The sequence below is a fragment of the Pseudoalteromonas amylolytica genome (assembly GCF_001854605.1).
Taxonomy (GTDB): Bacteria; Pseudomonadota; Gammaproteobacteria; order Enterobacterales; family Alteromonadaceae; genus Pseudoalteromonas; species Pseudoalteromonas amylolytica.
On the sequence record NZ_MKJU01000022.1, the window covers coordinates 46,006 to 62,052 of the forward strand.

General features: G+C 43.9%; 13 protein-coding genes. 12 read left to right on the forward strand and 1 reads right to left on the reverse strand.

Going from position 1 to position 16,047, the window contains the following annotated elements:
- Window positions 1-2 precede the first annotated feature (2 nt).
- The 11 genes from BET10_RS04600 to BET10_RS04650 all read left to right on the forward strand — a co-directional run bounded on the left by BET10_RS04600 (window position 3) and on the right by BET10_RS04650 (window position 12,147).
- Window positions 3-1,496 (forward strand): bifunctional ADP-dependent NAD(P)H-hydrate dehydratase/NAD(P)H-hydrate epimerase, encoded by a 1,494-nt coding sequence (locus BET10_RS04600; protein ID WP_070983771.1) that lies wholly within the window; start codon window positions 3-5, stop codon window positions 1,494-1,496.
- A 2-nt stretch (window positions 1,497-1,498) separates the two neighbouring features.
- A complete protein-coding gene (gene tsaE, locus BET10_RS04605; protein WP_070983772.1) occupies window positions 1,499-1,969 on the forward strand; it encodes a tRNA (adenosine(37)-N6)-threonylcarbamoyltransferase complex ATPase subunit type 1 TsaE in 471 nt (156 codons plus the stop codon).
- Between the two features lie 40 nt (window positions 1,970-2,009).
- Window positions 2,010-3,299, forward strand: a complete 1,290-nt coding sequence (locus BET10_RS04610) for an N-acetylmuramoyl-L-alanine amidase (RefSeq protein ID WP_420820119.1) — start codon at window positions 2,010-2,012, stop codon at window positions 3,297-3,299.
- Between the two features lie 6 nt (window positions 3,300-3,305).
- Entirely contained in the window at window positions 3,306-5,147 is a 1,842-nt protein-coding gene (gene mutL / locus BET10_RS04615) for a DNA mismatch repair endonuclease MutL (RefSeq protein ID WP_070983774.1), read from the forward strand.
- Entirely contained in the window at window positions 5,140-6,057 is a 918-nt protein-coding gene (gene miaA, locus BET10_RS04620) for a tRNA (adenosine(37)-N6)-dimethylallyltransferase MiaA (protein ID WP_083330440.1), read from the forward strand. The genes mutL and miaA overlap by 8 nt, the downstream gene beginning before the upstream one ends.
- Before the next feature lie 79 nt (window positions 6,058-6,136).
- A complete protein-coding gene (hfq, locus tag BET10_RS04625) occupies window positions 6,137-6,400 on the forward strand; it encodes an RNA chaperone Hfq (protein WP_070983775.1) in 264 nt (87 codons plus the stop codon).
- Window positions 6,401-6,421: 21 nt separating this feature from the next.
- Complete coding sequence (gene hflX / locus BET10_RS04630; protein WP_070983776.1) at window positions 6,422-7,708, forward strand: ribosome rescue GTPase HflX; 1,287 nt, start codon at window positions 6,422-6,424, stop codon at window positions 7,706-7,708.
- A 103-nt stretch (window positions 7,709-7,811) separates the two neighbouring features.
- Window positions 7,812-8,978: an FtsH protease activity modulator HflK gene (hflK, locus tag BET10_RS04635; protein ID WP_070983777.1), complete on the forward strand. Its 1,167-nt coding sequence runs from the start codon at window positions 7,812-7,814 to the stop codon at window positions 8,976-8,978.
- A gap of 5 nt (window positions 8,979-8,983) precedes the next feature.
- Window positions 8,984-9,862, forward strand: a complete 879-nt coding sequence (gene hflC / locus BET10_RS04640) for a protease modulator HflC (protein ID WP_070983778.1) — start codon at window positions 8,984-8,986, stop codon at window positions 9,860-9,862.
- Between the two features lie 178 nt (window positions 9,863-10,040).
- Window positions 10,041-11,357, forward strand: a complete 1,317-nt coding sequence (locus tag BET10_RS04645; protein WP_070983779.1) for an adenylosuccinate synthase — start codon at window positions 10,041-10,043, stop codon at window positions 11,355-11,357.
- A gap of 178 nt (window positions 11,358-11,535) precedes the next feature.
- Window positions 11,536-12,147 carry a tetratricopeptide repeat protein gene (locus BET10_RS04650; RefSeq protein WP_070983780.1) on the forward strand — a complete coding sequence of 204 codons (612 nt, stop codon included), beginning with the start codon at window positions 11,536-11,538 and terminating at the stop codon, window positions 12,145-12,147.
- Between the two features lie 240 nt (window positions 12,148-12,387).
- Here the strand turns inward: BET10_RS04650 and BET10_RS04655 are convergent, their stop codons facing one another.
- Window positions 12,388-14,253: a cation:proton antiporter gene (locus tag BET10_RS04655; protein ID WP_070984048.1), complete on the reverse strand. Its 1,866-nt coding sequence runs from the start codon at window positions 14,251-14,253 to the stop codon at window positions 12,388-12,390.
- 684 nt (window positions 14,254-14,937) lie between these two features.
- Here BET10_RS04655 and proB point away from each other — a divergent pair.
- Window positions 14,938-16,047 carry a glutamate 5-kinase gene (proB, locus tag BET10_RS04660; protein WP_070983781.1) on the forward strand — a complete coding sequence of 370 codons (1,110 nt, stop codon included), beginning with the start codon at window positions 14,938-14,940 and terminating at the stop codon, window positions 16,045-16,047.

Sequence of the window (16,047 nt, forward strand, 5' to 3'; positions counted from 1 at the left end):
GAATGTTTATCTTGGAAGCTAAATACTCGACTAATTTACCACAAGTTGCCTACAGCGCCCAACAGGTCAAGCAATATGAAGGTGAAGCCGCACGTATGTCCGCCACCAATCTATCACAATTAATGCACCGCGCAGGTCAAGCATTGTTCTCATTGTTTGACCACGAATTAGTGACCGCTCAACGAGTACTGCTACTTGCGGGCAAAGGCAACAACGCGGGTGACGCTTATGTGCTGGCTAAGCTCCTACATCACGCTGGGCGCGAAGTATGCGTTTATGCAGTGTTCCCTCCTGAACAACTGTTGGGTGACGCTCAGCAGGCTTATTTATCGGCTGGACAAAGTGGGGTAAATATTGTGACGGAGCAGCCCGAACTTCAAAATTTTTGCGTGATAGTTGATGGGGTATTTGGCACTGGATTTAAAGGGCAGCTTCCACCGCTATTAATAGAGTTATTCCGCGCTTGCAAAAATAGCCTAGCAAAGCGTGTCAGTATTGATATACCCAGTGGTGTTAACGGAACCACATCCGTGGTTGCACAGGGGGCTTTTGCTGCCGATATGACGATGACTTTTATCGCATTGAAACAGGGCACATTAACGGGATCTGCTAAAGCCTGCTGTGGTCAGTTACTGTATGCTTCATTAGATGTCGCTGATGCCTTCGAGCAGCTGGTGAAACCTAGCGCAACTTTGCTCGCTTCACATTCTTTGTTGAGCCAACTTAAACAAAGAGCGGAAGATAGTTATAAAAATAGCTGTGGTCATGTATTAGTCATCGGTGGCAATAAAGGTATGGCAGGGGCGGTGCGACTAGCCGCGGAAGCCGCACTTCGCAGCGGTGCTGGGTTGGTAAGTGTAGCAACACATCCAGATAGCGCTGCAAGTGTACTACAAGGGCGATACGAACTTATGGTACATGGCATCGATAAAGCGGATGAGCTAGAGCTGCTCATGGATAAGGCGGATGTAATAGTTATAGGCCCAGGTCTTGGTCAGAATGATTGGGCAAAAACAGTGTTCGAAAAAAGCCTATCATTTGAGGGACCAGTAGTGGTTGATGCGGATGCCTTAAACATGCTAGCAAGTTCACACAAACACTACGCTCATGCTGTGTTGACACCACACCTTGGCGAAGCAAAGCGTTTACTCGCAGACGCTCAAGATGTTGACCCTTTGTCTCGCTTTACATTGGCCACTTGGTTAGCGACCAATTACAAGGCTACGATAGTGTTAAAAGGACCTGGTTCACTGGTCGCAGATACCAAGCGCATAAATATTAACCGTTCAGGGTGCTCTGCTATGGCAAGCGCTGGGATGGGGGACGTTTTATCTGGTATAATTGGCGCTTTGAGAGCGCAAGGCATGGAGCCATTTGCGGCAAGCTCTTTAGCTGTGTATATTCATGGTTTAGCAGCACAAATCGCCGCAAAAGAAGGTGAACGGGGATTACTCGCCAGCGATCTTTTTGTGCATATACGACGTTTATTGGGGTAACCATGAGTAATACTTTTAGTCAGCATTTGGCCGATGAGGCCCAAACGGTGGCTATGGGCGCACGCCTGTGTAAATATATAAAAGACGGAGCAGTATTGTTTTTACACGGAGATTTAGGTGCTGGGAAAACCACTTTGTCCAGAGGTATAGTGCAAGGAATGGGGCATAAAGGAAAAGTAAAAAGCCCAACTTATACTTTGGTTGAACCCTATGAGCTCAATGAGGTCTCAATATATCATTTTGATTTATATCGTTTAGGTGACCCAGAAGAGCTAGAATATATGGGGATTAGGGACTATTTTAGTCCTGAGGCTATCTGTATTGTAGAGTGGCCAGAGAAGGGGCGTGGGTTTATTCCAAACCCTGATCTGAACGTTGAAATGGCATATGATGGGCAACACAGAAATATTACTGTGTCAGCAACAAGTGAACGTGGACAACAAATCATAAAACAATTAGGGCAAGATGCGTAGTATAGGATTTCTGATAAACAGCTTTTTTGGCATCATAATCATGATGCTAAGTTTGGTTGTCGAAGCAAAAAATGACATTGAAGGGGTGCGAGTTTGGCCTTCGCCAGATAGCACACGTGTTGTATTTGATTTATCAAACAAGCCTGATTATAGCTATTTTATGCTGAAAAACCCGCTGCGATTGGTTGTTGACTTCGATAACACAAGTAAAGCCGATGCGTTGCCACAGATCCCCGATGAACATCGTATCATATCTAAAATTCGCTACAGTAAAGCAAAGAACTCACGAAGTACTCGAGTGGTCTTTGATTTATCAAGCAGTGCAAAGCCTGTCGTGTTTGCGCTTGCGCCCACGCCACCTAAGAAACACCGTTTGGTGGTTGATTTATACGCGCAACAAACCAGCCTATATAGTAACGACAAGCCACAATCGAAAAAGCGTGAGAGAGTGACAGATCGCGATATTATCATTGCAGTTGATGCTGGGCATGGTGGTGAAGACCCAGGCTCAATAGGCCCTTCCGGTACATATGAGAAAAATGTCACGTTGCCAATAGCAAGACGCTTAGCAAGACTAATAGATAAACAACCGGGTATGAAAGCACGTTTAACTCGAACGGGCGACTACTTCCTAAAATTGAATACTCGTTCCGTCAAGGCTCGCGAGAAACGCGCAGACTTTTTTGTATCAATTCATGCGGACGCGTTTTTTACGCCGGGCCCAAGTGGTGCTTCAGTATGGGTTCTATCGTTACGCAGAGCGAATTCTGAAATAGGTAAGTGGCTGGAAGATAAAGAAAAACATTCTCAGCTCTTGGGTGGGGCTGCGGAACTCATTAAAGATACAGAAAACGAAAAGTACTTAGCAAAAGCCTTATTGGATATGTCGATGGACCACTCAATGCGAACCGCGGTACAGGTTGCCGATGAAGTGGTTGGTGAGCTAAAAAAAGTGACTAAATTACACAAAAAAAGACCTCAGTCGGCTAATTTAGGGGTTTTGAAGTCGCCGGATATTCCTTCAATTTTGGTTGAAACTGGATTCATATCTAACCCAAAAGAAGAGCGTTTGTTACAATCAAGTAGTCACCAAGAAAAGCTAGCAAGGGCTATTTTCAAATCCATTAAGAGCTACTATAAACGTAATCCGCCGGATGACTCGCTCTTTGCACGCCAAAAAGGGCCAGGTCAGCACGTGGTAAAAAGTGGCGAGTCATTAAGTTTGCTGGCCAGCCGCTATGGTGTATCCGTTGCGGCATTAAAGCGAGCAAACCAACTAACAAAAGACATTTTATATGTTGGCCAGGTTTTGACGATTCCAAAGGCTTAATTCGATATGACAATAGAGATTTTACCGGCGCGGTTAGCTAACCAGATCGCAGCGGGTGAGGTAGTTGAACGCCCCGCTTCTGTTGTAAAAGAGCTGGTAGAGAACAGTATTGATGCCGGGGCAACCCGAATTCATATTGATATTGAACGTGGCGGTCATAAACTAATTCGGATCCGTGACAACGGTAAAGGCATTGCTAAAGGTGAGCTGACGTTGGCGCTTTCTCGCCATGCAACCAGTAAATTAAAAAGTCTAGATGACTTAGAATGTATTTTGTCTCTTGGGTTTCGCGGTGAAGCGCTTGCCTCTATCAGCTCAGTATCGCGTTTGACCCTTAGTTCGAAACCTGCCGAGCAAGAAACGGCCTGGCAAGCCTTCGCGGAAGGGCGAGATATGGCGGTGCAAGTCCAGCCAACCGCTCACCCCGATGGCACAACCATTGAAGTGAAAGATCTGTTTTTTAATACCCCAGCGCGACGTAAATTTTTGCGTACTGAAAAAACAGAATTTAGCCATATTGATGAACTGGTTAAACGCATTGCGTTAAGTCGCTTTGACGTCGCCATTACCTTAACACACAATCAAAAAGTAGTACGCCAATATCGTGCTCGCAGCAAAGAGGACGGGGTAAAGCGCGTAGCGCAGGTTGGTGGAAAAGACTTCGAACAGCAAGCAACCTATATTGAGTCGGGCTCGGAAGGGTTAATGCTTCATGCTTGGGTACTACCAGTTGGTTGCACCAATAGTGCTCAATACACTTACGTGAATGGCCGTATGATGCGTGATAAGCTGATTTTACATGCTATTCGCCAAGCATTTGAGGAAGTGGTTGGTGAACAAGAAGTGCCAGGCTTTGTTGTGTATTTAGAAATAGACCCCCGACAAGTGGATGTTAATGTGCACCCTGCAAAACATGAGGTGCGTTTTCATCAAGCTCGTTTGGTCCATGACTTTATCGTGCAGGCCATAAAGCAGGCCGTGATGCCACTAAACTCAGAGCTGGCTAACGTGACTGTGGATACTCATGTGTCTGATGTAGATCATCAAGAGTATCGTAGTACTTTGCAGCCTCTATCTGATTCAGGTGCTTATAAAGCGACCAATTCGAGTGATGAATATGAACCTCGATCGCCAAGCTTTGGGCTATCCGCAGGGGGAGGTAACTTTAGCCAAAGTAAAGGGGGCACACGCCCAGAGGCAAACTCTCGACACTATAATGTGAATCAACTTTATCAAGGTTTGTCACATCAACAGGCGAGTGAGTTTGACGTTCAGCCACGCACCGAGGAGCAGCTACACAGCCAAGCTAGGTATGTATCATTGCTGACCTTAGAAGATGGCGTTGTGCTAATTGAGCAGCAAAAAGAGCTTCGGGTATCGCATTTCAAATATGCACTTCACAATTATTGGCTGGAACTGTTGGAAAAAGATGCAAGTTTGCCTTGCAAGGCATTGTTGCTACCTGTCAGGGTCAATCTTGAAAAGCAAGAAATTGCGCTGCTGGCAGAGTATGAGTCTTGGTTGACTTTACTTGGCTTTGATGTGCAACTGTTTGACCGTTACATCATGGTGAAAAAACTTCCTGTGAGCCTTTATAGTATTGATGTGGGAACATTTATTTCTAAAGTCATACTGGCGTGTCAGAATGGTTTAGACAGCGTGGAAGGGTGGTTAACTTGGTTGGTGGCGCACACTCCTAGCCGCTACTTTTCATCTGAGCAATTTGCAAAAGCACAGCAATATATTGAAAAAAATCAAAAATGTTTGGCGCGCATTCAGGAAAAAGCGGTTAAAATAGATCAGAAGATGTTTTCAACGTTATTACCACAAGAGTTTAAGAGTGAATAATTTACCTGTTATAACCCTGATGGGGCCAACTGCGGCAGGAAAAACGGCCCTAGCAATAGAGTTATGTCAGCACTTAGATACTGAAGTGGTCAGTGTTGATTCTGCCTTAGTTTATAAAGGCATGGATATTGGTACTGCCAAGCCAGATGCAAATGAATTAGCTTTGGCGCCGCACCATTTAATAGATATTATCGACCCACTCGAAAGTTATTCGGTTGCAGATTTTCGCCGCGATGCCTGTCATCACATAGATGCTTTGCATCAAAGAGGAAAAGTGCCGATCCTAGTGGGTGGTACTATGATGTATTTCAAAGGGCTGATTGAAGGGCTATCTCCACTACCTGAAGCTGACCCTGATGTACGCGCACAATTGGAAATTGAAGCCACCGAACTGGGATGGTCTCAGTTGCATAAGCAGCTTAGTGAAATAGATCCAGAAGCCGCTGCAAAAATAAGTGAGAACGACTCTCAGCGTATTAATCGTGCGTTAGAGGTGTTCCGTATCACTGGCAAAAACATGACAGAATTACAAAAACAAAAACAGTCGCCTTTGCCTTATCAATTTCATCAGTTTGCGATTGCTCCGACAGATCGAAAGGTACTTCACCAACGTATTGAAAAAAGATTCCAAATTATGTTGGAACAGGGGTTTAAAAATGAAGTTTTGGCCTTATATCGTCGAGGAGACTTACATCCTGATCTTCCCTCAATACGTTGTGTCGGTTATCGACAGATGTGGGAGCATTTAGCTGGTGACTGTGATTACGACCAAATGGTTTTCAAAGGTATCGCAGCAACCAGACAATTAGCAAAGCGGCAACTTACTTGGTTAAGAGGTTGGCCGGATGTGACTTGGTTAGAGACCGATGAGCAACAAAACTTGCAACGTGTATTAACTTCGCTAAGCTAATAGTAGCTGTTAAATCAAGCTACTGAAGATTTAATCGACGGCGAAACTAATAATAACACCTAGAACGAAGGAAAAGAAAATGGCAAAAGGCCAATCGTTACAAGACCCGTTTTTGAATGTCTTACGTCGTGAGCGCATTCCTGTTTCAATTTTTTTAGTTAACGGCATTAAATTACAAGGTAAAATTCAATCATTTGATCAGTTCGTGATTTTACTAGAAAACACGGTCAACCAAATGGTGTATAAACATGCTATCTCTACGGTCGTACCAGCCCGTGCGGTAAACTTCCAAAGTGCTCAGGGTAGTGAAGGTAGTGACCAAGTTGATGATGGTAATTATTAATTTTTAGTAGGAGCATAATGCTTGTTTGACCGTTACGAAGCCGGCGAACAGGCAGTCTTAGTTCATATCGACTTTCCCAATGAAGGCGATCGTGAAGATCTGCGCGAGCTGGAAATGTTGGTTTCTTCTGCAGGTGTTAGTAGTTTGGCGATTGTGCAAGGCAGTCGTCAAGCACCACATGCCAAACTATTCGTCGGTACGGGTAAAGCAGAAGAGATTGCTGAGATTGTCAAAATCCACAATGCAGATGTCGTTATATTCAACCATCAACTTAGTCCTTCTCAAGAAAGAAACTTAGAGCGTGTTTGTCAATGTCGGGTATTAGATAGAACAACCCTGATACTTGATATTTTTGCACAGCGAGCACGTACTCACGAAGGTAAGTTGCAAGTTGAATTAGCCCAACTTAGGCATATCTCAACTCGATTGATTCGCGGCTGGACTCACCTTGAAAGACAAAAAGGGGGTATCGGTCTGCGAGGGCCAGGTGAAACCCAACTTGAAACCGATAGACGTCTGTTACGTGAGCGTATTAAAAGTATCCGCAAGCGTTTAGAGAAAGTAGCCACGGTTCGTGAGCAAGGGCGTCGGGCACGTAGTCGCAATGAGGTACCAACGGTGTCCTTGGTCGGTTACACCAATGCCGGTAAGTCTACGCTGTTTAACCTCATCACTAACTCAGATGTGTACGCTGCTGATCAACTATTTGCGACGTTAGACCCAACGTTAAGAAAGCTTCAAATAGATGATATTGGGCCTGTAATATTGGCTGACACGGTTGGCTTCATTCGTCATTTGCCACATGACTTAGTGGCAGCATTTAAGGCAACGTTAACTGAAACTCGTGAAGCTGACCTACAAATCCATGTAGTCGATGTAGCCGATAGTCGCCGTAAGGAAAATATCGAAGAGGTTCAATCCGTTTTAAAAGAAATTGAAGCGGATGACATTCCGCAGTTGTTGGTTTATAACAAAATTGACCTACTCGAGGATGTGCGACCTAGAATAGATCGAAATGACGAAGGGCAGCCTATTCGTGTTTGGTTGTCGGCTCACTCTGGCGTAGGAACAGAGTTACTATCGCAAGCAATATCAGAGCTGCTTGCAAAGAAAATTTTTAATCATACCCTGTGTATTCCGCCCGCTTTTGGACGTTTACGAGGTGCGTTATTCAATCTAAATGCGGTACAGCAGGAGGATTATGATGAGCGAGGCAATTGGCTGATACGGGTGCGTTTACCGGAAGTTGATTGGGAGCGGCTAAAAAAAGAACAGGGTATGGACATCGAAAAATTTATTGAAACATAATTTTTACATAGAAAAGTGTAGTTTTGTTCGCATTTGGGTATGAGAATCGCCGCTTATTTGGTAGATTTACCTTAATTGACTTTAATAACAATGGAGTATAGCTATGGCCTGGAATGAACCGGGTAATAATGGCAATGATAACGATCCGTGGAAAAACCGCGGAGGACGGGATCAAGGCCCACCTGATCTAGACGAAGTATTCCGTAAATTCAGCAACAAGTTTGGTGGTTTGTTCGGTGGCAAGTCTGGTGGTGGAGGCAGTGGTGGCATTGGTGGTGCTGGCATGACCTTCATCCTACTAATTGCGGCTATCGTTTGGGCACTTAGTGGTATTTATACCGTAAAGGAAGCTGAGCGAGGCATAGTGTTGCAGTTTGGTCAGTTTGACCGTATTGCAGAACCCGGCTTACGTTGGAAGATGACCTTTATTGAACAAGTGATCCCTATTGATATTGAAGCGGTTCGCTCATTGTCGGCGTCTGGTTTTATGTTGACCGAAGACGAAAACGTGGTGAGTGTTGAATTTGAAGTTCAGTATCGAGTGATGGACCCAAGACTTTACAAGTTTAGCGTGACAGATGCTGATCACAGCCTACAGCAGTCTTTGGACAGTGCATTACGCTATGTTGTTGGTCATTCGAGAATGGACCAAGTGCTTACGACAGGCCGTGAATTGGTTCGTCAAAGAACTTGGGATGAACTAAATAAGATCATTGAGCCATATAATCTAGGTATTTTGGTCACTGATGTGAACTTTAAAGACTCTCGCCCACCTGCGGAAGTAAAAGACGCATTTGACGATGCAATTGCAGCACAAGAGGATGAAGAACGCTTTATCCGTGAAGCAGAAGCTTATGCTCGTGAAATTGAGCCTAGAGCACGTGGTCAGGTGACGCGTATGACGCAAGAAGCGGAAGCTTATCGTGAACGTGTGACTCTAGAAGCTCGCGGTGAAGTGGAGCGCTTTGAGAAGCTATTACCTGAATATCAGGCCGCTAAAGAAGTTACCAGACAGCGCTTATACATAGATGCGATGGAAGAAGTATTGGGTCGCAGCACAAAAGTATTGGTTGATGTGAAAGGTGGTAACAACATGATGTATCTGCCCCTAGATAAGATAATGGGTCAGAATACGTCTGGTACACAAATTACGTTACCAAGCAAAAACGATATCAATGAACTTAGAAAAACATTAGGCCAGTCTCGCAATAGTACTGTGAATGGTAGCAATGATCGTTTTTCGCAAGACAGATTCAATAACGGGAGATAAGCGCAATGAAGAATTTTAGTATTGTGATTTTACTCGCTGCGGTATTGATGTCTTTTTCATCGGTATTTGTAGTCACAGAAGGACAACGTGCAATCGTCTTACTGTTCAGTAAAGTACAAAAAGACAGTGAAGATAATGCGGTTGTTTATGCGCCAGGATTACACTTTAAAGTGCCATTTTTTAGTCAGGTGCGTAAGTTGGATGCACGTATACAGACTTTAGATGGCGCGCCAGACCGTTTTGTAACAAGTGAAAAGAAGGACTTAATTGTTGATTCTTTTGTTAAATGGCGCGTGAATGACTTCAGTTCCTTTTATCTGCGTGCTCGCGGTGATAAACAGTATGCCGAAACACTATTGAAGCAAAAGGTAAACAATGGTCTGAGAACAAACTTTGGTTCGCGTACCATCCGAGAAATTGTTTCTGGTGAGCGTAGTGAACTGATGGAAGAGGCGCTGGTTCAGGCTTCTGAAAGTGCAAAAGAGCTAGGTATTGAAGTACTAGACGTTCGTGTTAAGCAGATTAACCTGCCAAATGAAGTGAGTAGCTCTATTTTCCAGCGTATGCGTGCTGAACGTACTGCGGTGGCAAAAGAGCACCGTTCAGAAGGTCAGGAAAAAGCCGAGACGATTCGTGCTGAGGTGGATAGACGTGTAACAGTCATGCTGGCGGATGCGGAGCGTAATGCTCGCGCTGTACGCGGTCAGGGTGATGCTACTGCGGCTAAAGTTTACGCCGATGCATATAACAAAGATCCTGAGTTCTTTAGTTTTGTACGTTCGTTAGAAGCGTATAAGAAAACTTTCCAAAACAAAGGTGATGTGATGGTGCTTTCCCCAGATAGTGAATTCTTTGACTATATGAAAGGGGCAAACGGCAAATAATACATACAATTGCCTTCACCGCTTAAAAAAGCTCTGAAATTTATCAGAGCTTTTTTGTTTTAATTCAGTTGTTTTCAATAGTATTTCAGTGAATGCGGAAAAAACACTCAAAACGGGGTGATCTCCTACCCGATTTTCTGGTAAAATCTGCGCCTAATTTTTTCTAAGTGATTTTGCAATGGGTAAAAACGTCGTTGTATTAGGCACCCAATGGGGTGACGAAGGTAAAGGTAAGGTTGTAGACTTACTAACAGATAAAGCTTCTCTAGTTGTGCGTTATCAAGGTGGTCATAATGCTGGCCATACTTTGGTGATCAATGGTGAGAAAACAGTATTACATTTAATTCCATCAGGTGTTTTGCGTGATAACGTAAAATGTGTGATTGGTAACGGTGTGGTGTTAGCTCCAGATGCGTTAATGAAAGAAATCGGTATGCTTGAAGAGCGTGGCGTACCAGTTCGTGAGCGTTTATTAATAAGCGAAGCGTGTCCTTTGATCTTGCCTTATCACGTGGCACTGGATCAGGCTCGTGAATTAGCGCGTGGTGAGAAAGCCATCGGTACAACGGGTCGTGGTATCGGTCCTGCATACGAAGATAAGGTCGCACGTCGTGGTCTTCGCGTAGGCGACTTATTTAACCCTGAGCAGTTTGCTGCGAAACTAAAAGAAGTACTTGAGTATCATAACTTCACGCTAGTGAACTACTATAAAGTTGATGCTGTGGACTTCCAAAAGACATTTGATGACGCAATGGCTGTGGCACAAATTCTGAAGTCAATGGTTGTTGATGTGACTGAATTGTTAGATCAAACTCGTGCAGCTGGCGAAAACATCTTGTTTGAAGGTGCGCAGGGTACGTTGCTAGATATTGACCACGGTACTTATCCGTATGTGACATCGTCTAACACTACTGCTGGTGGTGTAGCAACAGGTGCAGGTTTTGGCCCACTTAACCTTGACTACGTACTTGGTATTGTTAAAGCATACACAACTCGTGTAGGTTCAGGTCCGTTCCCAACAGAGCTGTATGATGGACTAGACAAGCAAGACCCAGTTGGTAAGCACTTAGGTGAGAAAGGCCATGAGTTTGGTGCTACAACAGGTCGCTTGCGTCGTACAGGTTGGTTTGACGCTGTGGCAATGCGCCGTGCGGTACAGATTAACAGTATCTCAGGGTTCTGTTTGACTAAGCTAGACGTACTTGACGGTGTAGAAACGATTAAGATCTGTACCGGTTATCAGTTGGAAGACGGTACAGTAACTAACGTTACTCCGCTTGCCGCTGAGGGCTATGAAAAAGTAACACCAGTGTATGAAGAAATGCCTGGTTGGAGCGAAAACACATTCGGTGCAACCAGCATTGAGCAACTTCCTCAAGCTGCGGTTAACTATATTAAGCGTTTAGAAGAAATTACTGGTGTTCCAGTTGATATTATTTCAACGGGTCCAGATCGTATCGAGACTATGATTGTTCGCAACCCATTCGGCGCATAATTTAATAGTTGATTTGAAAAAAGCTGCATAGTGCAGCTTTTTTTGTGCCTATAATAAACGAGACTCCGTTGTAATGGGTTGCAAGCGTACTATCATGCAATGGAAAATGTGCCAATAAATGAATAACTGGTACGGACTTTGTATAATTTTAAAGCGTGTCAAAAAAATCAGGTAAGTTATGATCAAGAAGTTGTGTTGCATTGCTTTATTAATGAGTGTGACGGCGGTGGCACAGGAGCCACTCACCGCAGTACCTTTGTATACTGAAGCAGAGTTAATCGAGCTAATTAAGAAAAATCAGCACTTAAAGAGAGTTAAGGATGATGATTGCCAGCTTGTTCAGGACATTGAGGCTCGAGCAGAAACAATGGAGCTGCCCTCGTATCAATTTCTGTATGGCGATATGTTAGCTTATGCGGTGTGTGTCGATAGAAATGTTGAGCTGGGTTTGTATTTTATGCGCAAGGCCGCTGAGCAGGGCCTATCATCGGCATTAGAGCAATTAGGGCGCTACTACGATGTTGGTCAGTTGGTACAGGCTGACAAAGCGCTGGCGGTAATATATCTCAGAGAGGCTGCATCACAGGGGAATCTTGCTGCACAGTTGCGCTTGGTTAATCTATTTAACAGCGGACATGGTAGCCCAAGAGATTACGAAGATGCTTACCGCTGGTTGTTTCACTCTGCAGTGGCAGATAAAAAACTCCATCAGCAAATACAAAACGCACTTGCTCGCTTGGCTGAGAAAATGCCTGAAAGCGTTGTGCGCCGAGCCAGATTACCGATGTAATTTCAGCTACACATAAGTGAATTAGCCTAATAAAACTATCTTGTACATTATCTTCGTTATTTCTACTGGTAATAGCTGGCTATTACTGTGTAAAAACGCTTTAATTTTGCGCAAAATTTCATCATCGGATGCTACAATCGCAAAGGGTTAATTTCTTAATTCTAGTAAAACTTTTATCCGCAGCTGAGGTTATGTAAAAAGTCATCACCAATGTTGAGTTACATTGATGATGACCGACTTTTATTGACTCCCGAGCTTCTCTCCTAAAGTACCGCTTTGCTCTTTGTTTAGCGTGGGCTCTTTGAGCACTGACATTTTAGGTGGCTGTAAAGCTACGATACGTTCACCTTGCTCTGGTGGCTTTTTCATATCAATAACAAATGGCCTGATTTGCTGCTCTTCACCACTATTAGTGTCCGAAATAATAAATAGTGGGATGGCTTCTTTATTGACCTCAAGATACTGCTGCCAGCTAAACTCTTCTGATAAGCGTGTTGCACTTACTTTGCCGCCCTTTGCTATCAGGCTACTCAGTCTGGCGTAATAGCCTTGTTCACCAAACAAGATCTGTCTGGATAAAAAGGTGGCGCTGTCTTTGTTTGCTTTGGCATGATTGGTTGATGAGCGTAAAGAGTATACACTTTGCTCATTCAACAAGTGGGAGAAATATTGTACACCTAATGCGTTGTGGTGCCTGTTAGGTGATAGAGCTAAAACGGACTTAAGCGCTGTTAGCGGTAAATAGCGCTCGGCATGTTCTGACTGAGGGTTACCGTAATAGCAGGGCAGACCATCCATTCTTGCCATTTTACAGTTTTCCCACGCTGGGTCCGATAAGTACACATCAATGTTTTGTTCTTTTAATCCCTTGGCTATGGCGCGAGCAACGTGGTTCGCACCAATAATCAGCAAGGTATTGGGGCTTGGTTGACGCACACCTAGCAGCTTAGCCAGCGGCGTCGCTGTCAGGCTTTGTAGTACGACGGTAACAATAATAACGGTGAAGATTAGCGGCACTAGTTTGTTCGCATCGGGGATTTGCGAGTCTATCATGCTTAGCGCAAATACTGAGCCTACTGCCGCAGCGACAATCCCTCGTGGCGCGATCCACGAGAGTAATACCCGGGATTTAAATGGCAAATCTGTGTTGTGAGTTGAGATTGCAATACAAATAGGACGTGCGACAAATAAGACCACCGCTAAGAAAATAAAAGTTTCGACACCGAGCAACATTAAATCACTCAGCTGCAATCGAGCTGCGAGTAAAATAAACAGACTAGAGATCAAAATCATCGACAAATCTTCTTTAAACTCCAGCACAGAGTCAATTTCTAAGTCATCTTGATTCGCTAGCCAAATACCAAAAATGGTTACGGCTAAAAGTCCTGATTCATGGGCAAGATGGTTTGAAAATGTAAAACTAAATAGCACCAGTGCCAGTATGCCAAACTTATGTAATTCATAAGGGAGCCACTCTCGACGTATTAATGTGCTGGTGATCCAGCCCGCGACAACGCCTACGCTGATACCCACGCCTAGTGTTGAAAACAGAGCGATTAGCGTGTGACTGAGAACCTCCCCTTGGCCTACAAAACTAACAGCTTCAAATACAAGTACCGCGAATAGCGCGCCAATCGGGTCAATAACGATGCCTTCCCAGCGAAGTACACGGTCTATATCTTGATTTGGCCTCATGGCATTGAGCATGGGGGCAATCACTGTCGGACCCGTTACGACCAGAACTGCACCTAGTACAGCAGCGACCCGCCAATCTAAATCCAGAATAAAATAACCACATAGTGCAATGATGACAAAGGTTGCAAACATTCCTATGGAGCAGAGATTACGGACAATCTTGCCAATACCTTTGAGCTCTCGAAAATGTAAAGTGAGTGCACCTTCAAATAAAATAATAGCGACTGACAGTGACACGACTGGAAACAATAATTCACCCAGCAAATCATCTGGGCTTAGTTGGCCTGTAAAAGGGCCGAGCAGCAAGCCGATTAATAATAAAAACAAGATCGCGGGTACTTTGAGTACCCAAGCAAGCCATTGGGCAAGCACAGAAAATATGGCAATTCCAGCGATATAAATAGCTGACATAATGTCTCCAGTTAACTCTTTGGTTAACATAGTTAAAAATACACTAAGCGGGTTATACCACAGTTATATTACGGCGACGAAGTTGAATTCGTTGCTAAGCCGAACATTCTTAGTTAAACATAGTCTTTATCAACAAAAATGGATCATTACGTTGTTCTCTTTGATGGCAATCTATCATGCAGACTTTGTCCCTATAAAGTGCTATTTATCATATTTATGGTCGGTATATGAGATTATTTTGCTATGGAGTTGAAAAATGTCTGACGAATGCGTAAGCTATAAAGCGTTCGGTAGATGTACACCGAAATTCTTTTTGGCTTTGCTGTAGCAATTATAGCAAGCTAGCTTTTGGTACTGATTATAAGCTCATTTTTATATGTGCAAGATTTGGTACTGTTCAACAATTAAACTATTCATTGCGCAATCATTCATTGCGGTATAGGTCTTTTCAGCCTCATCAAACCATGATGTACCTGCTGAAAACGGCTCGACATTGTAGAAGTATTACAGTGTCACAATCCATTTTTTAGTAAAGCGACAGCCAGTGTTGGGCACATGTGTGTTAACGCGTAAGCTGTATTGTATATTTGTATTGTTCAACTCTGGTTGTTTTTACTCGCGCACGTCCAAAATAAGTTGGCGCTGCGTGAATTTTAATTTAGTAAGGCAACGACAGGAAACAATATGAACATTTCAAACTCTCGGCGTATCGTGATCAAAATAGGTAGCGCACTGATTGCACCAGACCAGGACGGTTGTCGTGCGCGTTACTTGTTGACCATTGCACAATTTATTGTTCGTTGCCGCTCTATGGGCAAAGAAGTCGTGCTGGTTTCATCGGGTTCCGTCGCTGCGGGGTCACACCTGTTTCCACAAGGTGCTAAAAACTCATCCGTAGTGCTCAAAAAAGCGATGGCAGCTGCTGGGCAGACTGAAATGATGGCCACTTGGGATCGATTTTTTGACTTCCCATCGGCACAAATTCTTTTAACGCATGGTGATTTACGTGATTTAGAGCGCTATAACAGCATTCGTGAAACTATATTCGCTTTACTTGATCATGGCATATTACCTATTATCAATGAAAATGATGCGGTGACGACCGACGACCTAAAGGTGGGTGACAATGATAACTTGTCAGCTATGGTTGCGGCGGCGGCTGATGCAGATGTGTTATTGATGTGTTCGGATGTCGACGGCCTTTATGACAAAAATCCAAATTTGCATGAAGACGCAAAGTTGATTCAGCAAGTGCCTGAAATATCAGAAGATATATATGCAATGGCAGGGTGCGCCACAAGTCAAGTGGGTACAGGTGGTATGAAAACCAAAATAGAAGCTGCTGAAAAAGCAACATCTCATGGTATTAGTACATACATAGTGAATGGCTTTAAAGATCTAACATTTGAGCGCTTACTCAGAGGAGAAAACCCAGGCACGGTATTCTTACCGTACGATGAGCCGATGCACGCTCAGCAGCACTGGATGACACATACCGCATCTGAACAAGGTGAAATTGTTGTTGAACATGATTATGCCGAAGAGTTGAAGGATCACGCCGAACCATTAGCTGCTAGTAATATTTCGCAGATTAATGGCGAGTTTTCGGTGGGAGACACAGTACTTGTGCGTACTGAAAAAGGTGAACGACTCGCTAAGGCTACAACTAACTACAGTAGCTGTTTGCTAAACTTTTTAGCAGAACAGGAACAAACTTCGGATAATGGGCAGTTACAACAAAATATAGGCCCCGTTGTTTCGGAACAAGATATTGCAATTTTGGAGAAATCGTAA